The 24,692-nt window shown below is 47.3% G+C and carries 24 protein-coding genes; 13 read left to right on the forward strand and 11 right to left on the reverse strand.

Annotated features, from left to right (window positions below):
* Positions 1 to 117 precede the first annotated feature (117 nt).
* A complete protein-coding gene (locus tag B5M13_RS18000) occupies positions 118 to 849 on the reverse strand; it encodes a metallophosphoesterase family protein (RefSeq protein WP_080056984.1) in 732 nt (243 codons plus the stop codon).
* A 69-nt stretch (positions 850 to 918) separates the two neighbouring features.
* Positions 919 to 1,728, reverse strand: a complete 810-nt coding sequence (mazG, locus tag B5M13_RS18005) for a nucleoside triphosphate pyrophosphohydrolase (RefSeq protein ID WP_080056985.1) — start codon at positions 1,726 to 1,728, stop codon at positions 919 to 921.
* Positions 1,729 to 1,890: 162 nt separating this feature from the next.
* On the opposite strand from mazG, the gene B5M13_RS18010 reads away from it, so the two are divergent.
* From B5M13_RS18010 to B5M13_RS18030, 5 genes are all read left to right on the forward strand, one after another.
* The gene (locus B5M13_RS18010; RefSeq protein ID WP_080056986.1) at positions 1,891 to 2,589 is read left to right on the forward strand and encodes a DUF1361 domain-containing protein; all 699 of its coding nucleotides are present in this window, start codon (positions 1,891 to 1,893) and stop codon (positions 2,587 to 2,589) included.
* A gap of 195 nt (positions 2,590 to 2,784) precedes the next feature.
* Positions 2,785 to 3,363, forward strand: coding sequence for a hypothetical protein (locus B5M13_RS18015; protein WP_080056987.1), 579 nt, complete (start codon positions 2,785 to 2,787; stop codon positions 3,361 to 3,363).
* A gap of 32 nt (positions 3,364 to 3,395) precedes the next feature.
* Positions 3,396 to 3,827 carry a diacylglycerol kinase family protein gene (locus tag B5M13_RS18020; RefSeq protein WP_080056988.1) on the forward strand — a complete coding sequence of 144 codons (432 nt, stop codon included), beginning with the start codon at positions 3,396 to 3,398 and terminating at the stop codon, positions 3,825 to 3,827.
* 69 nt (positions 3,828 to 3,896) lie between these two features.
* Positions 3,897 to 4,568 (forward strand): hypothetical protein, encoded by a 672-nt coding sequence (locus B5M13_RS18025; RefSeq protein WP_080056989.1) that lies wholly within the window; start codon positions 3,897 to 3,899, stop codon positions 4,566 to 4,568.
* Entirely contained in the window at positions 4,540 to 4,839 is a 300-nt protein-coding gene (locus tag B5M13_RS18030; RefSeq protein ID WP_080056990.1) for a winged helix-turn-helix domain-containing protein, read from the forward strand. Before B5M13_RS18025 ends, B5M13_RS18030 begins: the two co-directional genes overlap by 29 nt.
* A 197-nt stretch (positions 4,840 to 5,036) precedes the next feature.
* Here the strand turns inward: B5M13_RS18030 and B5M13_RS18035 are convergent, their stop codons facing one another.
* A complete protein-coding gene (locus tag B5M13_RS18035; protein ID WP_080056991.1) occupies positions 5,037 to 5,735 on the reverse strand; it encodes a hypothetical protein in 699 nt (232 codons plus the stop codon).
* 98 nt (positions 5,736 to 5,833) lie between these two features.
* A complete protein-coding gene (gene nhaD, locus B5M13_RS18040) occupies positions 5,834 to 7,120 on the reverse strand; it encodes a sodium:proton antiporter NhaD (protein ID WP_080056992.1) in 1,287 nt (428 codons plus the stop codon).
* 125 nt (positions 7,121 to 7,245) lie between these two features.
* Here nhaD and B5M13_RS18045 point away from each other — a divergent pair, with 125 nt between their 5' ends.
* Positions 7,246 to 7,572 carry a hypothetical protein gene (locus tag B5M13_RS18045; RefSeq protein WP_080056993.1) on the forward strand — a complete coding sequence of 109 codons (327 nt, stop codon included), beginning with the start codon at positions 7,246 to 7,248 and terminating at the stop codon, positions 7,570 to 7,572.
* On the opposite strand, the gene B5M13_RS18050 is transcribed toward B5M13_RS18045, so the two are convergent.
* Together B5M13_RS18050 and B5M13_RS18055 are read right to left on the reverse strand one after the other, a co-directional pair.
* Positions 7,567 to 8,751: a sodium:proton exchanger gene (locus B5M13_RS18050; RefSeq protein ID WP_080056994.1), complete on the reverse strand. Its 1,185-nt coding sequence runs from the start codon at positions 8,749 to 8,751 to the stop codon at positions 7,567 to 7,569. The two genes, B5M13_RS18045 and B5M13_RS18050, sit on opposite strands and share 6 nt — an antisense overlap.
* 97 nt (positions 8,752 to 8,848) lie before the next feature.
* A complete protein-coding gene (locus tag B5M13_RS18055) occupies positions 8,849 to 9,739 on the reverse strand; it encodes a PE-PGRS family protein (RefSeq protein WP_080056995.1) in 891 nt (296 codons plus the stop codon).
* 199 nt (positions 9,740 to 9,938) lie between these two features.
* Between B5M13_RS18055 and B5M13_RS18060 the strand changes: the two genes are divergently transcribed.
* Positions 9,939 to 10,580: a 3-keto-disaccharide hydrolase gene (locus tag B5M13_RS18060; protein ID WP_080056996.1), complete on the forward strand. Its 642-nt coding sequence runs from the start codon at positions 9,939 to 9,941 to the stop codon at positions 10,578 to 10,580.
* A 65-nt stretch (positions 10,581 to 10,645) separates the two neighbouring features.
* On the opposite strand, the gene B5M13_RS18065 is transcribed toward B5M13_RS18060, so the two are convergent.
* A complete protein-coding gene (locus B5M13_RS18065; RefSeq protein WP_080056997.1) occupies positions 10,646 to 11,632 on the reverse strand; it encodes an SMP-30/gluconolactonase/LRE family protein in 987 nt (328 codons plus the stop codon).
* Positions 11,633 to 11,773: 141 nt separating this feature from the next.
* Here B5M13_RS18065 and B5M13_RS18070 point away from each other — a divergent pair, with 141 nt between their 5' ends.
* From B5M13_RS18070 to B5M13_RS18095, 6 genes are all read left to right on the forward strand, one after another.
* On the forward strand, positions 11,774 to 12,139 hold the full coding sequence (locus B5M13_RS18070) for a hypothetical protein (protein ID WP_080056998.1): 366 nt from the start codon (positions 11,774 to 11,776) through the stop codon (positions 12,137 to 12,139).
* 114 nt (positions 12,140 to 12,253) lie between these two features.
* Entirely contained in the window at positions 12,254 to 13,297 is a 1,044-nt protein-coding gene (gene queA / locus B5M13_RS18075; RefSeq protein ID WP_080056999.1) for a tRNA preQ1(34) S-adenosylmethionine ribosyltransferase-isomerase QueA, read from the forward strand.
* A gap of 72 nt (positions 13,298 to 13,369) precedes the next feature.
* A complete protein-coding gene (locus tag B5M13_RS18080; protein WP_080059975.1) occupies positions 13,370 to 14,053 on the forward strand; it encodes a 2-C-methyl-D-erythritol 4-phosphate cytidylyltransferase in 684 nt (227 codons plus the stop codon).
* A 49-nt stretch (positions 14,054 to 14,102) separates the two neighbouring features.
* On the forward strand, positions 14,103 to 15,101 hold the full coding sequence (meaB, locus tag B5M13_RS18085) for a methylmalonyl Co-A mutase-associated GTPase MeaB (protein WP_080057000.1): 999 nt from the start codon (positions 14,103 to 14,105) through the stop codon (positions 15,099 to 15,101).
* 38 nt (positions 15,102 to 15,139) lie between these two features.
* Positions 15,140 to 16,210, forward strand: a complete 1,071-nt coding sequence (locus B5M13_RS18090; RefSeq protein ID WP_080057001.1) for a plastocyanin/azurin family copper-binding protein — start codon at positions 15,140 to 15,142, stop codon at positions 16,208 to 16,210.
* Between the two features lie 64 nt (positions 16,211 to 16,274).
* On the forward strand, positions 16,275 to 17,762 hold the full coding sequence (locus B5M13_RS18095; protein ID WP_080057002.1) for a PQQ-dependent sugar dehydrogenase: 1,488 nt from the start codon (positions 16,275 to 16,277) through the stop codon (positions 17,760 to 17,762).
* A gap of 75 nt (positions 17,763 to 17,837) precedes the next feature.
* Here the strand turns inward: B5M13_RS18095 and B5M13_RS18100 are convergent, their stop codons facing one another.
* From B5M13_RS18100 to B5M13_RS18115, 4 genes are all read right to left on the reverse strand, one after another.
* Positions 17,838 to 18,209, reverse strand: a complete 372-nt coding sequence (locus tag B5M13_RS18100) for a hypothetical protein (RefSeq protein WP_080057003.1) — start codon at positions 18,207 to 18,209, stop codon at positions 17,838 to 17,840.
* Positions 18,210 to 18,313: 104 nt separating this feature from the next.
* The gene (locus tag B5M13_RS18105; protein ID WP_080057004.1) at positions 18,314 to 18,829 is read right to left on the reverse strand and encodes a hypothetical protein; all 516 of its coding nucleotides are present in this window, start codon (positions 18,827 to 18,829) and stop codon (positions 18,314 to 18,316) included.
* 526 nt (positions 18,830 to 19,355) lie between these two features.
* Entirely contained in the window at positions 19,356 to 20,906 is a 1,551-nt protein-coding gene (locus tag B5M13_RS18110; RefSeq protein WP_080057005.1) for a SusD/RagB family nutrient-binding outer membrane lipoprotein, read from the reverse strand.
* A gap of 22 nt (positions 20,907 to 20,928) precedes the next feature.
* On the reverse strand, positions 20,929 to 24,165 hold the full coding sequence (locus B5M13_RS18115; protein WP_080057006.1) for a SusC/RagA family TonB-linked outer membrane protein: 3,237 nt from the start codon (positions 24,163 to 24,165) through the stop codon (positions 20,929 to 20,931).
* Positions 24,166 to 24,692: the final 527 nt, after the last annotated feature.

Here is a 24,692-nt window from a genome sequence, read left to right on the forward strand (position 1 = left end):
ACCCAGATTTGGGAGAACCTACCGACAGATATATAGACTTGTTGCATCATTGATCTAAACGATGCTTCTGGTCAAAGATAGTACCAAATTTATACTTTTTTCGGAAGGCTCGCCTGATCAGAGATAGTGGACCGTGCTGATGGTGCCATGCGTAGTCAGATTGACTTCGCGGATGCCTACCCGGTAGTTATCGACGGCAAATCCGGGTGTATCCTGTTTCATCTGGTAAAACGTCGATGGCGACAACAGTACCAGCAAATTACCTCGCTGAATTACTTTTTCGACATGATAATGTCCACAAATCACGGTCACATGGCAAGGGAGTCTCTGCACCAATTCGAGGAATTCATCGCTTTGCCGAAAAGGATACTTGGCATCCATAAAGAGGACATCGGCTGGCAATGGAGGATGGTGCATCATGATCACAACATTATTGTCGCGCAAGGCTATCAGATAATCCGTTAGCCAAGTCCATTGAGCGTCGGACAAAACGCCTTTCGATGAGTCCAGAAACAGCACCGGGCGACCTTCAAGCGGCAACGCATAATACAGCTCGTTATCGAATAAGTCGTGCTTTTTATGAAACACTTCCGCAATGAGCGTAGCATCGTCATGATTACCTGGAATGATGTAATACGGAATAATCAGTTTCTCCAGTTGCTTTTTAACCCATTCATAAATCTCTCTATCGCCTTCCGTATTGCAGATGTCGCCACCAACCACCACACAATTCGGCTTTAGCTCATCCAGAAAAGCCAGCGCATTCAAAAAATTCGTACGGACATCGACACCCTGAGGCTTTTCGCCTTCGGCATCGAGATGTATGTCAGTAATAAACGCAATTCGCATAATCAGTGTGTGATCTGTGGTCTGGCACGTATGGGCTAGCAATGTACGCTATATCTCTTACATCCTGTATCATCCACGCACTTTTGCTTCGTTCCAGTACACATCCATTTCGGCCAGGGTCATGTCGCTAAGTTTTTTGCCATTCGCCCGAGCCTGCTCTTCGAGGTATTGAAAACGCCTGATAAATTTTTTATTCGTTCGTTCCAGCGCGGTTTCCGGATTGATGTCAATAAACCGGGCATAATTGACCAGCGAAAACAGCAAATCCCCAAACTCGCCTTCGGCTCGCTGCGGGTCGATGGTCTCATTGGCTTCTGCATTGAATTCGGCTTTAAACTCCTGCATTTCCTCCTCCACCTTTTCCCATACCTGCTGTTTTTCATCCCAGTCAAACCCAGCCCCCCGCGCTTTTTCCTGAATACGCATGGCTTTGACCAGCGCGGGCAATGATCCAGGCACTCCACCCAGCACCGACTTGTTGCCCTCCTTCAACTTCAGTTGCTCCCAGTTGGCTTTTACCTGTTCTTCCGTTTCGGCCACTACGTTGCCGTATATATGCGGATGGCGGCTGATCAGTTTTTCACACACGTTATTCAACACATCGGCCATGTCGAAAGCACCCGACTCTGATGCGATTTTAGCGTAAAAAACTAGATGTAACTGAATATCCCCCAACTCTTTACGGATTTCAGGAAGATCGTTTTCCAGAATGGCATCGGACAGTTCGTAGGTTTCTTCGATGGTCAGATGGCGCAGACTCTCCAGCGTTTGTTTGCGATCCCAGGGGCACTGTTCACGCAACTCGTCCATGATAGTCAGCAATCGGTCGAATGCCATCAGTTGTTCCTGACGGCGAGGGGGTAATTGATCAAAAGTCATCTGGTAAAAATACGGGAAAAGGAGAAAGCAGCAAAGCCGGATGGATCGAACGGACACCCAGCCGACCTTATACCCGCTTCTTCCCTTCCTATTATTTTTTATCAAATGACTTGACTCGCAATCGAATAAACACTTTACTTTGCAAAACAAAGTACTTTAAACATGCAAACATTCTATTCTCCTTCGTATCGCTCTGGCTTTTGGGAGCACCGGGATGCCCGGACAGGCAAAGGGTTACGTATTTTAGCCTTGCTAAGCGCCACTGGGCTAAGTCTGGTCGTCGCACGCGGGCTATTGACCGGAAACTGGTGGTTCTTTATATGCCTCACCTGGAATCTGGCTTTAGCCTGGTTTCCGCTTGGCACCATACTTACCCTTCGTGATCTGCGAACGGCTGGCTTTCGAAGTCCATGGCTGCTGCTTAGTGGTCTGATGCTCTGGCTGGCTTTTCTGCCCAACGCACCTTACATCATTACCGATTTATTTCATCTCAAGTATATTGATCATCCGTTGCTCTGGTTCGATACGATGTCCATTTTCATATTCGCCCTAACTGGTTTACTCACAGGCCTTTATTCGACATTACTTGCCCACAGAATGCTCAGGCCGCTGGTTGGCTATGGGTATACCTGGGCGGCTATCACGACCAGCCAGATACTGTCGGGGTTTGGGATTTACCTGGGTCGGTTTGGCCGCTGGAATAGTTGGGATGTTCTGGCACGCCCAACCTCCCTGACCAGGGCCATCGCTCATGCCTATCATGATCATTTAAGCGTACAACTCACCCTGGCTTATGGCTTCGTTCTGGTAGCTCTCTACATCGCTTTCTACTGGTATGCAGCCCATGACGACCAGTCTTAGCTCCAGTTCGGGTGTTTATTTACCCCTCATCATACCTGTTGCAAAAGTAAGTCGGTGGTTCAAAGCGACGACTTTTAGCCACCAACTCTGATACTATTGAGGCCGAAAACTAACGCCTAAGCCATCAGCGATCCGTCAATCTGGACTTTTGCAACAGTCCTGCAAGTATATAACAGCTTTTTACAAGCACCCTACATGAAATTTCTTATTGCTCCAATAGGTATTGCTGGTTTGGTCTACTACTTTGCTTTCAGACCGAACCCGGCGGTTTATCAATCCCAGATCGTGCTGAACGATCCGGTCCAATCTGTTCAGGACTCAATGCGTGTACTACGTCGAGTGTGTGAAGCGATCAATCCAACCATATTTTTAAGTTGCTATGTCCGCCAGGATAGTATTTTTCATTTCAAGGTTGATAAAGCTACTACGCTTCGCTCTCACTACAACATAGGCAAAATCGACACGGTATCCCTACTCAATCCAGGGTTTGTTAATCTGCCGAAAGCCAAGGTTGCTCGGTTGCTAAGCGTGATAAAATTCTTGAATCGCAATCGGATCGGGGGTATTGTTCATGATACATCAACGGAGTCCTGGTGGTATCCTTACCAATTAGCTAACCTTAATGATATTCAGGGAACACGGTACTTGTTTCTTGTGGAATCGGCGGAAGACACCTTAAAACCTGCTTTTACGTATTACTACAACATAGTCGATCGTAGAAGTAAACTCATTTTGACAAGCTCTAACGATGTCCGCCCTCGAAAATCGAGGTAGACTATTCCAGGCTACAATGCTATGTTTGCGGTATGATTGATTTTCGAAAGGTCATCCGAAGTTTTGGGTTTGCCGGACAGGGCATTCTGGACCTGTTCCGTTTCGAGAACAACGCCAAAGTGCATCTATTGGTAGCCGGACTGGTTTTGGCAGGAGGTTTTTGGGTTCATCTAACTCATATCGAATGGACCATTATCCTGACCCAAATTGGCCTGGTGTGGGCGGCAGAGGCCTTTAATACGGCCATCGAAAAATTGTGCGACTTTGTTTCACCGGGTATCCATCCGAAAATCAAAGCAATCAAAGACCTTTCATCCGGCGCGGTGCTGATCGTGGTTATTGCTGCCGTACTCGTTGGTATTATTATTTTTGGTAGCCATCTGCTCGATGGCTTCTTAAGCATGTCAAGCAGACCCAAGCCTTTGTTTTCTATTTCGTTCGACCCAAATTTGGCCGGATTCTAACTAAAAGCCTATAGTTTATAACCCCTATTCCTGGTATCCAATCTTTACGTTTCTGACTCATACGTAGCCATGCACGAATCCCGCGAACATCTGCAAACCCTATCGGAGATCCGCTTATTAATGGAGCGGTCTTCCAAATTTCTGTCGCTGAGTGGTTTATCGGGCGTATCAGCCGGGGTAATTGCACTCGGAGGAGCGGCTGTTGTTTATACACGATTACGCACGGGTCTGTTTACGACAATAGGGTCATACGATTCGCTACCGGGCAATCCCGTCAATCAACACGATATCAGGCAGTTTCTAATAACCGTAGCCCTTAGTGTATTGGCATTGGCACTGGCATCAGGCACGTATTTTACCGTTCGTAAAGCCAGGCGTCAGGGGTTAACCGTCTGGAATCAACCGTCGAAACGGTTGTTGTGGGCCATGATTGTGCCCCTGGCAACAGGCGGTGTATTTTGTCTGGCGTTACTGTATTATAACCTGATTTGGCTATCTTTTCCGGCAACGCTCATTTTTTACGGGCTGGCCCTGCTCAACGGGAGCAAATATACCCTGCGCGACGTTGAATCGTTAGCCTACTGCGAAATTGCTCTCGGCTTACTTTCCTTGTTCTGGCCAGGTTATAACCTGCTGACCTGGGCTATTGGATTTGGCCTGTTGCATATTGCCTATGGCTTAGCCATGTATTATAAATACGAACGTACTCCCCATGAAGAACGACCTGCTGGCTCAGTTTAACAAAGCTTTTGAAAGCAAAGCGCGGCTGAGTATTATGTCGGTCCTGATGGTCAATGAATCACTGAGTTTCAACGCGCTAAAAGAATTACTTAGTTTAACCGATGGCAACCTCGCCACGCACCTCCGTGCGCTGGAAGACGCGGGTTATGTGCTGGTACAGAAACAGTTTGTTGGTCGCAAACCCAACACCACCTATTCAGCTACCTCAGCCGGTCAGCAAGCGTTTACTGATCACCTGAACGCCCTGGAAGCATTTATTAAGAACATGTAGAAGCTTGCTGATCAGTTATTGGTTATTCGTACGGGTAAACATTACCTCTGTGAAGCCCTTTATACCAGTATCAGGTATTGACAGAAGCATCTCAGCACCTATTCAAAGGATCGCCTATGCGTATGCAGTGGGGCTTAAAAACACAACTTCCCAAACGTGTCAACACAGTTGGGAGGTTGAATCAACCAGAACACGGTTTACTGTGCAGTATTGAAGTCAGCATCTTTTAGTCCTTTGTTCACTTTGACATTATCGACCGACATGGTCATTGGCCCTCGCGGTGATTGCTGCATGAGCGTCATGGGAAATTTGATCCCGTTAGCGTCTTTATAATCAGAATAGACCGTCGTCATTTCCCCCTGCTGCGTTTTGGTCGTCGACTGTACTTTCAGGCCCGTTGCGGTGTCAAAATTATCCGTCCAGGTGGCGCCCCCATCGGCCGTTGAATGACTTAGTTTATAGGTGTCTTTCCCATCCACTTTTTCGGTACCCACTACTGCACTTTTTACCCCATTTTCGGTATAGTGCAGCTCAGGGAAAAGTGTATTCATAACCACCATCTGTTTAGCCATGGGTCCATCCAGGGTGCGACTTCCCTGCATCCCTCCCATTACGACCTTGTCCCCATCGCTGGTTTGCTTCATGACCTCCATGCCATTGGCATTAATAACCATCGAGAATTTGTTCGGCAGTTTTTGCTTTCGGGTCATGATAATGGCATTCCCATTCATCTCCGACGACATATTGGTGGTCAGATCGGTTACTTTCATCAGTGCGTCTTTTCCGCCGATAGCGGCAATGTACTTATCCATGATTTCTTCGGCGGTTGGTGTCGATTGAGCCAGCAAGGTTTGCCAACTCAGCAGGAAGGCTACAATAAGTCCTGTTTTTCTCATGATTATTTACATTTTATCCTATCAAAGGTACTATATGAAGAAGTAAACATCAAGTATACAACATGCTTTGCGCACAAAACTTTTCCCCTTATCAGCTACTAATCTGACAAGGCAAATCCAGCGAGATACACCAAAGCGCCAGCCACATAGCCGATTAGTGCCAACCAACTTATTTTTCGTAAATACCAGCCAAATGAAAGACGCTCCATGCCCATCACAGCCACCCCTGCAGCCGAACCAATCACCAGCAGACTTCCTCCTGTACCAGCACAGTAGGCCAGGAACTCCCAAAGTTTAGCATCGACCGGATACGTTTGTAAATCGTACATACCCATAGCGGCTGCTACGATGGGCACATTATCGACCACTGCTGAAACGATCCCTATCAGGAACACAATTGCATCCAGATTACCTACTGTCTTATTTAAGGATTCAGCCAATGTATGTAGGATAGAAGTAGCCTCAAGGGCCCCTACCGCCAGTAGTATTCCCAGAAAAAACAGAATACTTGACGCATCAATCCGGCTTAACGCATGTGCCGCCGTAAACTTTTTCCGTTCCGATTCATCTTTGTCACTATGTAACACTTCAGATACAACCCATATCAATCCTAAAACCAGCATCATACCCATGTATGGAGGCAGGTGAGTCAATGTTTTGAAAATCGGGACAAACAGCATCCCACCCAACCCAACAGCCAACATGATCCGTCGATCGCGACGCGCAATGGGTGTTACATACGGTCGACTAATGCCCTGCGATGAGGATTTAATTTCTACCTTCGGCTGCAATCGGGTCAGTAATACCAAGGGCACAACCATCGATACAAGGCTGGGCAGGAATAAACCCTGAATAATGGACAGAGTCGTCACTTGCCCTCCAATCCAGAGCATTGTGGTGGTTACATCGCCAATAGGCGACCAGGCTCCTCCAGCATTTGAGGCTACAATGATCATTCCGGCCATAATATGCCGTTGTTCTGTATTTCGTATCAGTTTTCGGGTAACCGATACCATCACAATAGCCGTTGTCAGATTATCCAGCAATGCTGACAAGAAAAATGCGATCAAACTGATTATCCAGAGTAAAGTGCGTATACTTCGAGTAGCAATTCGATCGGTAATAAGCGTAAATCCATCATGAGCATCAATCAATTCGACAACGGTCATGGCTCCCAGCAGAAAGAACAGAATTTCGGAAATAGTCGATAAATGGTGGCTGAGTTGCTCGCCAACTAATTCATTATTATCGCTCATCAACGCATAAGCCGTCCAGCAAATGATGCCCGTAATAAGGGCTGTTGCAGTTTTGTTGAGCCGAATTGAATGTTCAAGCGTGATTAAAATGTAGCCGGTTACAAAGAGGAGTATTAACAGAGTTGACATTATGTACTGTTTTTAGTAGATGCATGCTGGGCCATGCGTTGAAAACCAGCCTAAAACACGTACTTTTTGAACCTTTCTGAATGCTTTTGTGCTCATCATTGTTCGGTTACCATAAACGTACGTATATGTTTATCGTTCGCTTCTCGTTTATGCGGGCCGACGGTATGGCCTTGTTTCCATTTATATTAGTAAAGCGGCCTAATCCGGGTCCAACATTGCTTAATCATGAGCAGATTCATCTCCGTCAACAGGCCGAACTTGGTATACTTCCCTTTTATCTCTGGTATGTAATCGAGTATCTAATCCGTCGATTTCAGTATCGGGATCATTATACGGCTTACAGAAATATCAGTTTCGAACGGGAAGCCTTTGCCAACGATCAGAACCTAACGTATTTACCGAATCGTCCCTTCTGGCAATTCTGGCACTATTTGACGAATGATGCGCTATAATTTATAGTTCATTAATCGCCTATTGCCCAGGATACCAATCGTTGCGACTAAGGACGAGAATACAACGACCAGAACCGGGATACCCTCCCGAAAGCCGACCAGTCGGAGGTCGTCAGGAATATTCAGATAGAGTAGTATCGTGATCAGGCCACGGGGAGCAATCCAGAGCAAGGGTGTCAGTTCGCCCTGATACGTTACCCGAAGGGTGACCCAGCGCCAGCCAATAATTACCCCAACAAACAATACACTCACCACCAGCGCATCGATGTCGATTAAACTCCGAGGCACAGCAGCATAGCCCAATAGTAAGTAAAAGAATGTCCGTACCACAAAAGCGCCTTCAGCAGCCAGGCTTTTAAGCTGGTCAAGCTCTTTTTCAAACAAATCGTTTTTCAAAATCTGGCTCAGCCGCCCGCGAATGAACAGATCAGTATTATTCAGAAAGAGACCAAAGATCAGGATGAGCAGCAACGACGACAGATGATTGATTTCGGCCAGTGCATAGACCAGAAACAGCACCGAAATAATGGGCAGGAATTTGATGCGGTGATTGATTCGGCTAATCAGATAAAGAAGTAAAAAGCAGCAGCCCAGCGAAATCAGGGCCATTGCCAGCGTATCGCGTGTAAACGACCAGACTGCACCCAGCAACGAGCTTCGGCTTAGCAACAGAAAGTTGTAAGCCATAATACCCAGGATACTCGCAAAGGCCGACTCATAAACCGCGTACTCCTGCTGACCGCCCGTTAGTTTGGCAACGGTCTGTACAGTTACAGTGCTGCTAACGATAGATAACGGTAGGGCGGCAATCAGGCAATGATAAAATGAATCGTTCAGGAGCAGATACAACATACTGGCCATCAGGAGGGTCCCCCCAATAATAGCCATCAACGATGCCAGAAGTGTTCGTCGAATAACGCTCAGTCGCTCCGTATGAAGCTCCAGATCGAGTCCTCCTTCCAGCACAATCAGAATCAGCCCAAGTGTACCCAGGGTCGGTAAGATGGTGGCTACATAGGGAACCTGCACATTAAAGTAGTCGGTTGCCTGCTTGGTCAGCATACCCAGCAGTAACAGCAACATTACCGACGGGGTCTTGAATCGACTGCTGAACAAATCAAACGCATACGAAATCAGTACCGACAAACTCAGAACTATAATCAGTATCGATGAGTCCATACGTGAAAGCGTGAAAGAATGAAAGAGCGAAGTAACGTAATAAAGCTTTCGACAACTTTTCGCTCTTTCACTCTTTCATTCTTTCGCTCATTAATAATTATTTTCTGGCGTAATAATAAAGGTTCACAGAAGCCGCATTGGCTCGTTCGCTGATGGTAAAAAAGCCTTTGTTATCCTTATCGAAACACACGGCTTCCCCCTGTGGCTCCAGCCGAACCGTTAGCTGGCGCGATGTACCGTATTGCAATGCATCCGCAATGGATTGCCCGCTATTACGCTTCCAGTAATACATCTGCGTGTAGGTGCGAACCAGTATCTCGCTGCCATCCGGCGAAATAGCCGCCGACGTGACGTAATTGGCCAGTCCTCCCCCCCCAAATGAAGGTAGTTCGCCAAAGGCTGTCGCGACCGTTACCTCATTAATATTCTGTGGATACGGTAAACTGTAAAGCCGGACTTTCTCTTCACGCTTGGTGATGATGTAGATATCTTTGGTTCCAGGATCGACAAACATGGCTTCGGCATCGTGTGGGCCGTCAGGGTACCGAAAGTTGATCCGCTCAACGCCGGTTACAGTAGCCTGTACAGATGAAGGCTCAGGAAATCGATAAATGACGTAACCCGAATACTGAGCGTTGTTATCGCCAATATCGCCAATGTATAAATAATTAGTACCGTCTTTAGGCCCTGGCCCGATTGACATCTCTTCCCAATCGCGGTTTGTAGAATTCGGTATGGTAATCTTGCCTTTTACTTTCCCATCATAGCCTAACAAGGCCAACTCACTGGGGCTTCCACTATCCTGCTCAATCCAGATAGAGCCGGGCTGAGTACGGCTGTCGACCATTCCCGAAGCCTCGTCAATTTGACCCGGTGTTACGGGTGCTTCGGTGGGTGTTGATGAAAATTGAGCGTCAAATACACTGGGAACGGTGAGCTTACAAGAAGCGAAGACCAACCCCAAAACCAGCAGAACGAAACTGCGCATGATATAGTCTGGTTGATTCGGTTGCCAATCTAACGAATTGGCGGACAAAAATGATGAACGCACAGGAATAAAGCTATTGGGTTGCATGGAAACAGGGATTTATTCTAAAACCAGGCCGGAATACAGACAGGTCGTTAGTTTTTCGATACGCTATGCTTTTAGGAACGGGCTGCTCTCAACCATAACTCGCCCTATTTGTATGAAAAATCGCATGACTTTTTTAGCAGCAACGCTTCTACTGGGCTTCTGCTTAAGTTTTACCATTCGGCCAACGGCCGACGGCTGGGTTAGTATTTTCGACGGCAAGACATTCAACGGCTGGAAAGTCACCGAAGAAAGTCCAGGTACATTTACCATTCAGGATGGGGCTATTGTCGTCAATGGCCCACGGGCACACCTGTTTTACGAAGGCCCTGTTCATAATCATAATTTCAAAAACTTCGAGTGGAAAGCCAGTGTCAAAACGATGCCCGGCTCCAACTCGGGTATGTTTATCCATACGGCTTATCAGCCATCGGGCTGGCCATCAAAAGGATACGAAATCCAGGTCAACCAAACCCATACCGACTGGCGGAAAACCGGAAGCGTTTATGGCGTTCAGGACGTAAAAGAGGTTTTTGTTAAAGACGACGAATGGTATACTGAACACATCATTGTGAATGGTAAAAAAGTGATCATCAAAGTCAATGACAAAGTGATCAACGATTATACCGAGCCCGACAGCATCAGCACGTCGTCTAAACCCAAAAAGCTCAGCATGGGGACCATTGCCTTACAAGGCCACGACCCAAAAAGCAAAGTGTATTACAAAGACATCATGATTAAAGTGCTGCCAGATTAACTGGCAAATAACAAAAGACATGGGTCAGAGGGTAAGCCATTTTACCCTCTGACCCATGTCTTTTGTTATTTAAACTGCTGAATGCTGTATGCATTAGCCTGCAGTCGGCTGGGATCTTTGGCCGCTGCGGCCGCACTGACTTCATCGATCCGGGCATTCAACGTATAAATTTTATCGCCAACCAAGACATTCGTCGTGGCCTGGTCATAGCCTGTCTCATCGGTTTTGACCAGCGTGGCCGTCTTCCATCCATCCGTACTGCGCACCTGCGATACTTTATTACGGTTGTTTACTACGTATAAATCATTATTGTAGAGCAGCATACCATCGCCATTTGGCAAGCTCACACCCGTTACTTCCGTTACTGTATTATCGTCCAGTTCAACTTTGAACAATTTACCCTCGTTGGATTTTACCACGAGCAGATACTTATCTGGATGATACACGATTCCATTTAAATTGATGCCCTGCGCACCTGAAAAAAGTGTCGACGTAACGGCCACCACCGCCTGTGTCGAATCGGCTGGCACCCTATAAATTACGGGTGCAAATGAATCCGTTATATAGGCGTTTCCATCGGCATCGAAAGCAATATCATTGGCAAAATGATTCGAGTCTGGCAACAAACTGGCCAGATTAATCTGACGCACTTTCTGTTTTGTAGCCAGATCATAGACAAATAGACCGGCCGTTTTAAGCGCTGTTTGCGCTGTACTTTTAACCGAAACGCCCTGATCGCCGTTGCACACATACAATAGACCGTCACGCACTTTCATGCCAATGCTGCTAATCAGCTGTTTATCATCCGTTATCAGCTCTTCATACCGACCGTTCTGATCAACGGTCCCGATTTTCCCCTGCGTTATCGAACTAACCAGGAATTTATCGATTGTAGGTGAGTACGTAATCCCTTCCGGATACTGACGCGTAGCTGAAAAATCGATCCGCTGGGGGATCACCGGCGCGTCAAACTCTGGATCTGCAGAGTTACAGGCTGCTAAGCTAAATCCCACCAAAAGCAACGTGGGAATCGAATAGGTGCGAGTTATCATGGTAATCTTCGAGTGTGATATACTAACTATCTAATAGCTTTCTTGAGCCTAATGTTTAGCAAAAGGCTTAACCGGTCACTTATTGGCCGAAAACCATCCAGCCTGTTTTGTGTTTTAATTCTATACTAATTCTCTACCATTATGAACCACATGACCACCCTAACCGAAGCCATGGATAAACTTCGGACTGAGGGCTATACCCATGAGTTTGGCCCCCGCAAAGATTTTCTGGAAGAAAAAAGTACCCAGACCAAACTAAAAAGTGAGGATTTTCACGTCGATAAATTTTACCGATTTGAAGGTACTTCTGACCCTGGTGATGAAATGACATTGTACGCCATTACAGCTTCCAATGGTATGAAAGGTGTTTTCGTTGCTGCTCAGGGTACTTATTCGAATGAAGTGTCGCCCGAGTTAATGGCAAAATTTAACATCTCGGACCGCCATCATGTAACCACTACCGAAGGTTCGGTACAACCATTGGATCAACACGAGGCTCCGCACTAATCATTTCTCGGATATTTACAAGAAAAACTCCCGGAAGATGGTAAATTTTCCGGGTTTTTCACTATATTTGCGGCCTTTACAAAAAACGCACCGTTCGTTCCGTGCTGATACACTATGAAGTTATCCGAATTCAAATTTGATTTACCCGATAGTCTTATTGCCAAATACCCGGTAGAGCGGGGTGAATCGCGGCTGATGGTCGTTGACCGGAAAACTAAAACCATTGAGCACAAACAGTTTTCGGACATCCTCAGCTATTTTGATGATGGCGACGTGATGGTTATCAATGATACGAAAGTATTTCCAGCACGGCTTTATGGCAATAAGGAAAAAACCGGAGCTAAAATTGAAGTATTTCTGCTTCGCGAGCTTAACCGCGAAATGAAGCTTTGGGATGTGCTGGTCGATCCTGCCCGCAAAATTCGCGTTGGCAATAAACTGTATTTTGGCGATAGTGATCTGGTTGCCGAGGTTATCGATAATACGACTTCACGGGGTCGTACCATCCGCTTTTTATTCGACGGCAACCATGAAGAGTTTATGAAAGCCATCGATGAACTGGGCGAAACACCAATCCCACGGGCTATGAATCGGGAAGCAGAATCTGCCGACCGGGATGATTATCAAACCGTTTTTGCTCAGCATGTCGGTGCCGTAGCAGCCCCTACGGCCGGTCTGCATTTCACCCGTGCCATGATGAAGCGGATGGAAATCAAAGGCATTCATTTCGCTCCTATCACGCTGCATGTAGGGCTAGGCACGTTCCGGCAGGTGGATGTGGAAGACCTCACCAAGCATAAAACGGATTCGGAGAACTTCAAAATCACGGAGGGTTCTGCTCAGATCGTCAATACGGCGCTGGATGCCGGAAGACGGGTTTGTGCTGTAGGGACCACTTCCCTAAAAGCGATTGAATCGTCGGTATCGGCCAATAGTCGGTTAAAGCCCATAGAAGGCTGGACGGATCGGTTCATCTTCCCACCCTACGATTTTAAAATTGCTAACTCCCTGCTAACGAGCCTCCACCTTCCTGAATCAATTCTGATCATGATGACGAGCGCTTTCGGTGGGCATGAACTCATCAAAGAAGCGTATCAGATTGCGATCAAAGAAAAATATCGCTTCTTCAGCTATGGGGATGCCATGCTGATTCTGTAAGTCGTTAGGGATTAGTCATCCGTCATTTGTATTTTTGGGGCCTTAGTGCCCCTTATTTTTTGCGATTTACCTATGATTGACGACGATCAATCGGCCGATAGCCCGGCTGCTGACCGATATGCTATTATTGTTGCCGGAGGCAGTGGCAGCCGGATGAAATCGGATATACCAAAACAATTCCTTCTGCTTCGTGGTAAGCCCATACTTCAGCATACCCTGGAACGGTTTCTAGAGGTCATTCCGGCTTCGCAGATTTTTCTGGTCCTGCCTGTTACGGATCGGACAACCTGGTTAAATCTGTGTGAACAGCATCAGTTTTCTCCATCCCTCACGCTTGTAGATGGGGGCGCTACCCGGTTTCAGTCGGTCCGAAACGGACTAAGCGCCATACCTGTGACCGAAGGATTAGTAGCCGTTCATGATGGAGTACGCCCGTTTGTGTCAGCCGAAATCATACAAAACAGTTTCGACACAGCCGCCCGCACGGGTTCGGCAGTTACCTGCGTCCCGGTAAAAGACTCTGTTCGCGTTGTTCATGCCGATGGTCGAAGCCAAGCGGTCGATCGAAGCCACTATCGGTTAGTACAAACTCCACAAACGTTTCAACTCAATCTGTTCAGGCAAGCGTTTGCCGTGGAGGAACAACCCTTTTTTACGGACTGTGCCAGCGTGATGGAGTTTGCCGGATTTCCGATTACGTTGATCGACGGCTCGTACGAAAACATCAAGATTACAACACCGGAAGATCTGAAATAAGCCAGTGTAACAGCCTATACACATTATAATCACCCATACTCAGCCCGGAATGCGTCAACGACTGCTTGCCCATCAATACATCCAAGGCATTCTTGCTGGCGACCGACTGTTATTGAGCCGAGCCATTACGTTGGTTGAAAGCCGTCGGCCCGACGATCAGGCTCTTGCTCAGCAAGTACTGGAGGCTGTTTTACCAACTACCGGCCAATCGATTCGGGTGGGCGTTACGGGCGTTCCTGGCGTTGGAAAAAGCACCTTTATTGAGGGATTTGGTCAGTACCTGACGAACCTGGGGCATCGGTTGGCGGTATTGACCATTGACCCTACCAGTCAACGTTCGGGAGGGAGTCTGCTCGGAGATAAAACACGCATGGAAACCCTCTCGATGAACCCCAGCGCCTACATTCGCCCTTCACCAGCAGGCGATTCGCTAGGGGGCGTGGCTCACCGCACCCGCGAGACGATACTACTTTGCGAGGCAGCGGGTTTCAACATCATTTTGGTCGAAACGGTAGGTGTGGGGCAGTCAGAAACTGTTGTACATGGCATGGTCGATTTCTTCCTGCTGCTAATGCTGGCCGGGGCAGGTGATGAATTACAGGGCATGAAACGTGGGATTATGGAATTGGCCGATGCGCTTTGTATTACCAAAGCTGACGGCGACAATCGACCGGCTGCCCACCGCGCTCAGGTAGAATACCAAAATGCCCTCCATCTGTTTCCTCCCACGGGCACGGGCTGGTTTCCACCAGTACTCACCTGTTCAGCCCTTACCCATGATGGATTGGCTGCTATCTGGCAAACCATTCAGGCACATCAGCAATTGACGACTAACAACGGGCACTGGCGCCAGCGTCGGCAGGAGCAGCAACGTACCTGGTTCCGGTCATTACTGCGACAGCGCCTTGAAAGCCAATTTTATGCTCAGCCGGGTATGCTCCAGCAGATTGCTGCGATGGAAGAACAGGTACTGGCAGGCAAGCGCCTACCCGCTCCAGCGGTAGAGGCTTTAGTAACCAATCGATTACTGGCAGATAACCAGGAGTAACGTATCCCCTGTTCACCACTTTGCTTACTTTTGTTCGTATGTATAAATTACTTCTGATAGGCTTTGTCCTACTCGTTCAGACAGTCAAAGCGCAACGGGATACAACGATTACGATTACCACTACAGCCGCGCTTCAATTCGATCAGAAGCGGTTGGTGGTCCGTCAGCAAACGCGGCTGAAACTTATTTTTCAGAACAAAGACGACATGGCCCATAACCTGGTCGTAACCCGACCGAACTCACGCTTGCGGGTAGTCGAATTTGCGCTGGCACTTGGCCCAAAAGGCCCTGCACAGCACCATGTACCCGTAATGGATGAAGTACTCGCTCACACCCGAAGCGTTGAGCCCGGCACCATAGACTCACTGGTTGTCACCCTGACCGAGGGTGCCTTCCCATTTGTCTGCACGTATCCGGGTCACGGATCAATCATGTATGGAGTCATTTACGCTACGAATGAGCCAAAGCGGCTCCTTCCCACCGATCAGGACCCGAACATACCAAATCCCGAACGCTTAGCCGAAACAGGCCATCGACATCACCAGCCGATGAATTCGGGCCATCCCTACCTACTAAAGTTACCAGCCGTTTACCGAACGTTTATGCCCGATTGTGGTCCTGCTGCCATCGCGGTTGGGCTACCTGGACCGGAAGGGGGGCAATCGTATGTATTCGATGCGGGACAATGTCGCCTGCGGTATGCGTGGTCAGGTGGTTTTGTCGATAATACAGATCAGTGGGAGGGCAAGGGCCAGCGTCTCACCAGGATTGTGGGTGAAATTTATTTCCGCGACACAGGCGGCTTTCCCTGGCGGATCGGTACAGGCTCAGAACAGACGCCCCAGTTTAAAGGGTATCGGTTACGAAATCGCTATCCCGAATTTCAGTATGTCGTCAATGGCGTGACTATACATGAACTTATCAGGCCACTTCCTACGGGGCGGGGGCTGGTTCGCTTCTTTACCCTAAGCTCTTCTAAAGAGCCTATCGCTTTTTTAACGTCGGTACAACCAGGTATCCAGTTAAAATCGTCGGTTGGGCAGTTCAAAAATGGGGCGTTGCGAGTACCTGCCGGAACCCGCCAGTTTACGTTAACCATGTCCAACTAATGTATAAAGTAGGCTACAGCGGTACACTGTCTATGCTCACGTTCGATTAATTACTCACTTTCCTATGCTCGCGACACTTCTTGTTTCCTCCTTCCTGCTCGTTGCCCCAGTCGACACAATCTCAGATTATTATGAGGTTGAAACGATTCCTACACCGCCAGGGCTGATAGCCGAAACGGGGGGCCTGTCTTTTCTGCCCGATGGGCGATTGGCAGCCTGTTTTCACCGGGGCGAGGTTATGCTGTATAATCCCAAAACAAAAATCTGGAAACTCTTTGCCGAGGGACTACATGATCCACTGGGGGTGATAGCCCTGAATAACCGTCAGCTTCTGGTCGTGCAACGTCCTGAATTAACCCGTCTGACTGATTCGGATGGTGATGGTGTAGCCGATACCTATGAAACCATTACAGATCAATATGGCCTATCGGGCAATTACCATGAGTTTGCGTTTGGCCCCGTACGAGATGCAAAAGGGAATATATACATTAGCCTGAATACGGCGTCTAATGGAGCGGGAATTCGGGATGAAGTTCGTGGGCAGTATGATGCCCTGGGTCGCCAGGGGCGTATGTATGCCTGTGTCCCCTACCGGGGTTGGGTCATGCAGCTTACACCCGACGGTCAGCTAAAACCGTTTGCCAGTGGATTCCGGTCGCCAAATGGTATTGGTTTTGACGCGCAAGGACGCTTGTTCGTTACCGACAATCAGGGCGACTGGCTAGGCACCAGTAAGTTATATCACGTTGAAGAGGGCAAATTTTATGGGCATCCGACCAGCTTAGTCTGGCGACCAGGCTTTCCCGATATTGATCCATTAACCCTGCCTGTCAAAACGCTTGACAGTATGCGAACGGTTGAGAGTGTAGCGTTCCCCCATGAATCGATGGCTCACTCCCCTACCCAGATTGTTCTGGATAATACAGGGGGGAAGTTTGGGCCCTTTACAAATCAACTGTTTATTGGCGAGATGGACTTCCCGCATCTCTTACGGATGCTGCCGGATGAGGTCGATGGACAGATGCAGGGAGCTTGTGTGCGGTTTTTCGACAACGGCGGTAACCGTGGAGTCCGATTGCGGATTGGCAACAATCGACTGGCATTTGCTCCGGATGGCAGCCTATACCTCGGCCAAACGGATCATGGCTGGCTGGGCGCTCGTGGCATTCAACGGATACGCTACAAAGGCGGCCCATCAGGTAATGCCGTCCCTCTCGACATTATGAGTATGAAACTCACATCTACCGGATTTACCCTAACGTTTACCCAACCCCTCGACGAAGCATCAGCTCGGGCTGTAGCGACCTATCGCTTTCGAAGTTATTACTACGAATACCACCAGGCGTATGGCTCTCCGCAGATGGATGTCAAATCAATTCCAGTAACTGCCGTTTCGCTTTCCGACGATCATAAAACTGTGTCGCTCACCCTCGCCGAATTGACGCCCGGCCGTATTTATGAACTTACGCTTGGCGACTTAGAAGCCAATACAGGCCAGAAAAAATTGATGAATCATCTGGTCTGCTATACATTGAACAAATTAAAACGCTAGTCGTCAGTCTGTAGAGGCTGGCATCAAGGATTGATCCAATACCTACTGACTGACAACTAGCGCGTGACAACTGGTTTAGGCATTGCCTAATGTTCGTTCAGGCTCATTGGCCCTAGTGGCTGGAACTACCTGTTCGGTTGGATCACTGTTCCAATCGGGATTATCCTGCTCATTTGATACAGGGGGTTGCCCCCACGAAGCTCGTTTCGACTCTTCGATTTCAGCACTAGCCATATTATCGTCTACTTCCGCAGCCATGGCTTCCGCTTCGGCTACATCACCAGGCACATCCGTATCGTTACTATCGGCCACACGCGATGGCAGCTCGTTATCGAGATTTTTATCGTTCAATTGCGCCAATGCGGGTGGAGTGCCCATAGTATTGTGCATGGCCTGAGCGGCATAAGACTCAGTGCTTTCTTTCCGGGAATTGCTACTTACGCTCATAACGTTGGTTTGTTTAGGGTTGAAAACTCGTTGCGGGCTAGATGAGATTCATCAGCTCGCTATAAGGATGGCAAATTTTTCTTTAATTCTTTTTCGGTTCTTGGCTAATAAGCGGGTTTATTATTCAGATCGGTACCCGTTTCAGCCAGCGATGCTTCATGATCCAATTGCGTTTCTTCATCCAATTCGCTTTCCTTCGGATCATTCTGATTCTTTGCCGCTTCCTGTGCTTTTGGATTGGGAACTTCATTATCCGATGCATAATCATCGGGACCATGCGTTGTTACATCCACCATAGCCGTGTTTGTTTTAGCATCGTCGGCTGCCGCAGCATTCTTCCCTTCTTCGGTCAGTTCCATAGTACTGTTGCTCATGTCTCCCATGCGCAGCACGCCATTTTTACTATCCATATCGGTACTACCAATCGCGCGGTCGTTCCGGCCATCTTGACCACCCCGAACCTGCTCACTATCGAGTCCATTTACTGAATTCTCCTGGCTATATCGATTGCGGTTGTCTTCCACAGGCCGATCCCGGTCCGTATCGTCTGACCCAAACGGACCTTCGGAGCGGCCCGTTATCTGGGCATTTTCATGATTTACATCCTCTTCATTTTTCATGTCGTTGAGTCAACTGGTTTTATAAAATAACTTCAGAATGTCGAAAAAGTTTAGGCCATTCGGCATACAGCAAACAGTCTTTATACCGCTAAACTTATCCATTTATGAGGCTTCATAAAGCTTTCCAAAGTTCTTTTACTAGATGTAACCACGGTTAACCTTATAGAGCTACCTACCGAAAAGTTAATATATATACCGCAAAATATACATTACTACAGGTTTTCTATGATCGGATAGGGAATGCCATTTAATTGCCTGACAAATTTACACCCTACCAATAGGGTAAAGCCCACCAAGACTTGCTATAAAAGCTGACCGGCTTATCTGTAATGCTCAAGCAATTTTTGTTGGATCGTAAATTTTAATAGTTGGATAAAGCGTAATGCAGAAAGCGGACCGATCTTATCGATCCGCTTTTTTTATGACCCAACAGTTATGACCAATATCTACAGGTGCCCACCAGGCCCATAAAAAAAGAGGTCACCTGTTAAGATAACCTCTTTATATGGACCTGAATCAGGACAGCTTAATCGACATCCCAGAACAGTTTGGTGCTGAACACATCAATCGTACCCTGTGCCGTTACGTTGGCCGAGTTTGAACCCGACTCTGTATTTGGATAGAAAAACCGCAGTGGCCGTTTGTTAGCTTCTGGCACCTGAACGCTTTGCGGAATAACCGGCAAGTTTGTCCGACGGTATTCTGCCCATGCCTCAAGACCATTGAAGTTCACGAAGGAAATCCATTTCTGGATAGCGATAGCCGCCAGTTTATCCGTCGTAGCATCCCAGTCATAATTCTGGATACCACTACCTTTATAGGCCGCTGCGCCTGCCGTATTCGCTCCCAATACCCGGAACGACTGTAGAATACCTTCTTCAAAATAGGCCTTAGCCGTGTTCGGAAGCGTTACATCACTGTAGCGTTGTTTGGCCTCCGCCAGCAGGAACTGGACTTCTGAAGCCGTCATAATAATGTATGGTCGGTTATACTCACCTTTTACAAGCAGGCTGGGACCCAGCGAGGTCGTATTGGCAGGCAGGTAACCCGAACTTACACCAAATGGTGTTCCCGAATAGTTAGCCGAAATTTCTTTCTGCGTACTAACACCCGGTGTCGACGAGTTCTCACCACCATTGGCATACGCAATCCGCTTCATCCGCAGGGTATCTCCCGATGCTTTGAGGTTGTCGATCAGGAACTTCGTCAAACGCGGGTAGTTGTTCAATGCCCGCTTGGCACCGTTGGCATCATAGCCCCAGCGATCATAAACGGGATTTAGTTTACCTGCCGTAGCCAGATAGAATGAAGTACCGCCAATACCTACTTCAGCGCCTGTAATAAAGCCCGACCCTTCCGTAACAATTTTATTGATTTCGGTTTTGATATATGTATCTCTTCCCGAAACTTTAGTCTGACGAATCAGAATCCGCATTTTGAGCGAGTTGGCAAATTGAGCCCACTTGGTCGTATTCCCGTTGAAAACGATGTCGGAACCCGTAAAAGCACTGGCAAACGGGTTGGCTTTCAAATCAACGATGGCTTCGTCCAATAAAGAGATCAACCCTTCGTATACCGTTTTCTGATCATCGAATTTAGGCGCCAGCGAAGCCGTTGCTTTCAATGCATCAGTAAATGGAACGTTGCCATACATATCGACCAGTTGTTGGTAAAGCATGGCCTTCATCACTTTCGAGGGACCTTTCAGATACTTCTGATTGTTGGCATCCGCATTGTTGATTACATACTGATAATCTTCCAGGTTATCGAAGTATGGGTCCCAATAGTTGAAATCCCCGTTGGTATACTGGTAAGCGAACTGAGCCGTATTGATAATGTACCCGTTCCCTTGTGTCCACTGGCCCGACCAGTAGAAACCAATTTCGCTCGAACCGCCCCCGTCGTTGTTTCCGGCTATATTTCGTGCCGATGTATTCAGGGCATTGGTGAATACGTAGCTGGGCGAAGCGGTTGGTAACTGGTTGGGGTTGGTGTTAATATCCAGGAATGACTTCGTATCACAACTGGTTCCTGCTGCGACAATAAAAGCCGCTATAGCTAATGTTTTTAATTTCATGTCAAGTCAATCGTTGGGATAATTAAAACGAGAGGTTGATGTTCACGCCATACTGCCGTACTGGAGGAGTCTGGGTTGTGGTATTAATACCCGTTCCAATAGCAGAAGTCATTGTAGGTGTCGAAGTGGCCTGGCTACCTGGAGAGGGGTTACCCTGGTAGCTGAACTCAGGATCGGTGTAGTAGTTAAGCTTATCAACAATCGTCAGCAGGTTCCGGCCATACAGGGCGATGCTGGCTCCCGAGAAAATTTTTGTTTTGTTGATCAGGCTCTGTGGCAACCGATACGACAGGTTGATGTCGCGGAGTTTGATAAACCAGGCTGGTGTAACGAAGTTTTCCGAAATCAGCCGGTAGTTATCTACCCACAATGAGTACTCAGCTTCCCGAACATTCAGTGTCGTATTCGGTACAACCGTGGTTCCATCTGGTCCTAAATAAGCCGAATTCGGGAAGATGTGCGGAGCGCGGTCTTCCGTCCATTTACCCGTTCCGGTAAAGGTCATTTGACGACCTAAATCACTGAACATCACGTTGCCACCCCGGTATTCGAAGTTAAACGTAAAGCCGAAATCACCATATTCGATTTTCGATCCCAAACCAGCAATGTGCCGTGGCAATACCCCACCCCGACCTTGCAACTGCGTATTACGCAAGGGATACCCTGTAGTAGCATTTACCAACACTCGACCAGAACCATCTGGAGCGTACTGATAACCATCCGTTTTCAGGTATGGGAAACGCATGTCTTTGATTACATTCGTGTTGGCATACGAGAATCCGCCATACTGGAATTCATTCACGCCCGGATACAGGTCTACAACTTTGTTGTCGTTGTACGAATACCGCACGCTGGCGTCCCAGGAGAATTTGTTACCCCGTGCAATCAGGTATTTCAACTCTGCTTCGTACCCCCAGTTCTTGGTTTCACCAACATTGATCAGCAGGTTCTGGAAACCCGTCGAGTTCGGAATACGAACGGTGATTACCTGGCCTTGCGATGTCTGGGTATACGCCGATACGTCAATATTGATCCGGTTGTTCAATAACTGGAATTCAGCCCCGATTTCAGACGAATACACAATCTCTGGCTTCAGGTTCGCATCGGGCAGTGTATTACCTACCGTCAGACCAACCGTGTTTCCGTATGGGAAACCAGAACCATTCGGATAAGTCAGATCCAGGCCATACAGCGGGATGTTATCGTTCGCGTTCTTGTTGTAGTTAGCCCGGAACTTAGCATAGTTCAGGAACGACGACCGAATATTTGGGAAAGCATCCGTTGCGATAAACGAAAGAGCAGCACCATAATACGGATACGAATAATAATTCGATGGACGGCTTGGCTTAAAGAATTTCGACGTCTGGTCGAAACGGAACGATCCGTTCAAAATCAGCCAGTTCTTATAATTAGCGGTTAAGTCAGCATAATAACCGATACGACGTTCCTGCGTAAGAATTTCGCCCCCTGTCAATTCGCCCTGGCGGTTGGCTACGTTGTATACATCAGGCACAACAATCGAGCTTGATCCAATCGCAATATTCTTAGTAGTACGCTGATAAACACTGTTACCTAATAATAACTTGGTCGTTACCGGGCCAAAGTCCTTCGTTAGATTGATCTGGAATTCATTGTTGATTACATTCTCAGTACCAGAATAATCCAGAACGCTACCCAGAATATCAGTAATTGCCCGATAGATTCCGGTACCATCACCATCATGATAATAGGGTGCAGGAATAAACGACTTGGTTTTGGCCCAGTCCGAATACAGGAATTTGCCCGTCGTGTTTTTGCCCGTACGCGAATTATTCATTACCCCCAGACGCTCATTGAACGACAACCAGGGAGTCGGTTTGAAATTGATGTTCAGGTTCCCGTTCAGGTTGGCATCCTTGTATTTCATGCGTTGGTTATCGGCGTTGAAATACGGGTTGTTATAGTAGTCATTATAAAAACCGTTCGGGTTAGCCAACGGATTGGTTTGCCAGTTGCGCAGATCGGCCAGGGGTAAGTTGGCAGGCTGGTTCAGTACATCGTTATAGAAATCAGCCGACGTACGGTCGTAGCTGGCCTGCGTGTAAGCAGCATTGAAACTGGCCGTTACTTTACCATATTCTTTGGTAGCCGACAAACGAGTACCCGTCCGGTTGCTTTTGTCATGTGGTACAATCCCAGCAATCGACTGGTTTTCAATCGACATATAGAACGAGCTGGTTTCGTCGCCACCCGAGAAATTAACCTGATTGTTTACTGATACACCTGTGTCGAATGCTTTCCGGCGTGCATCAGGAATAGCTGAATACGGAATAATTAGCTGGCTACCATCTTCGGCGGTACGGCCCTGAATCCGCGTCGATCCGTCGAATTGATCACCATACTGCTGGTTTTCGTACGGCCGCCAATTGTCTTTCATACGCTCCAGGTAATCGGTCTTATAACCAGCACCCCCAAACGAGGTAGCATAGTGGGAGCCTGAACCGTATTTATCCTGAAGTTGCGGTAGGAAACTGATCTGATCGAAGTTTGTGCTATTCGAGTATGCTACTTTCAGCTTTCCTTTTACCCCTTTTTTGGTCGTGATCAGAATAGCCCCGTTGATACCCGCCGATCCGTACAGTGTAGCTGCCTGACCACCTTTCAAAATCGTTACGCTCTCAATGTCATTCGGGTTAATCAGCGCCAGAACTGTAGACGTAGTCTGCATTCCATCCAATACAACCAGGGCTTCGTTGTTACCCGTCAACGAACGATACCCCCGAAGTACGACCTTTACCGCTGGGTCAACGCTGTTATTAATGTTATATACAGCAAGACCCGTTACTTTACCGGAAAGAGCCTGAGCCAGTTGGGGAGAACGTCCCACGGTTACATCTTCCGTGGCTACCTTTGATACGGCATACCCCAATTCCCGCTGGCTTTTCCGAACACCCTGGGCCGTAACGACGACCTCCTGAAGCTGTGAAGCATCAGGCTTTAACGCAACATCAACCGTCGATTGGTTTTCAATTTTAATACTTGTGGTTGCAAAACCAATAAAGCTTACCTGAAGTACATCACCCTTATTCGCAGAGATTTGGTATGTACCGTCGGAGTTTGTTGTTGTACCCTGGTTCGTACCTTTTAATAAAACGGTAACCCCCGGTAAGACTGAGCCGTCTTCTGATGAAGTGATTTTCCCAGTGATTGTCCGATTTTGGGCAAGCAATGGAATAGCGAACAGACACAGTAAAAACTGTGTGAGTAGATATTTACGCATACGCTATCGTTTAAGTTAAGAATGAAAAACTGGTAAAAAACCAATTCAAATGTATTAAAAAATTATTAACCACATTAAAATCACCCTTAATACTAAAAAAGGTTACATAATAGATAATATCAAAATATTGTTCTGTTTTACAGGCGTCTCTCAATATATTTTCAGAATATTATCACTTACTATGGAACAAAAAAAATAATTTAATTTTATTCAATTATTTGTAACAAAATCGTTTTATGCTGCGTAGATACCAGAAAAATTAAAAAATACGTGCTGGATATTAAAACTTGATTAGCCAATTAACAAACTGCATTTCTGCCGTTTTTCAGAAAAATGATTTGAACTGTGGACGACAACAAAAATTATTTTCGGTCGAAGATTAACTTACATTTAAGTATAAACACTCAGCAGTAGGATAGCTTATCCTGAAGTCAGTATTTTTCCCTGATTATACACAAAACCCTCCTTTCCTACAAATGCAGAAAGGAGGGTTTCTTTATACACTATCGAACAGTTTATCAGAATGT

Origin of the sequence: Spirosoma aerolatum (genome assembly GCF_002056795.1) — a bacterium.
Taxonomy (GTDB): domain Bacteria; phylum Bacteroidota; class Bacteroidia; order Cytophagales; family Spirosomataceae; genus Spirosoma; species Spirosoma aerolatum.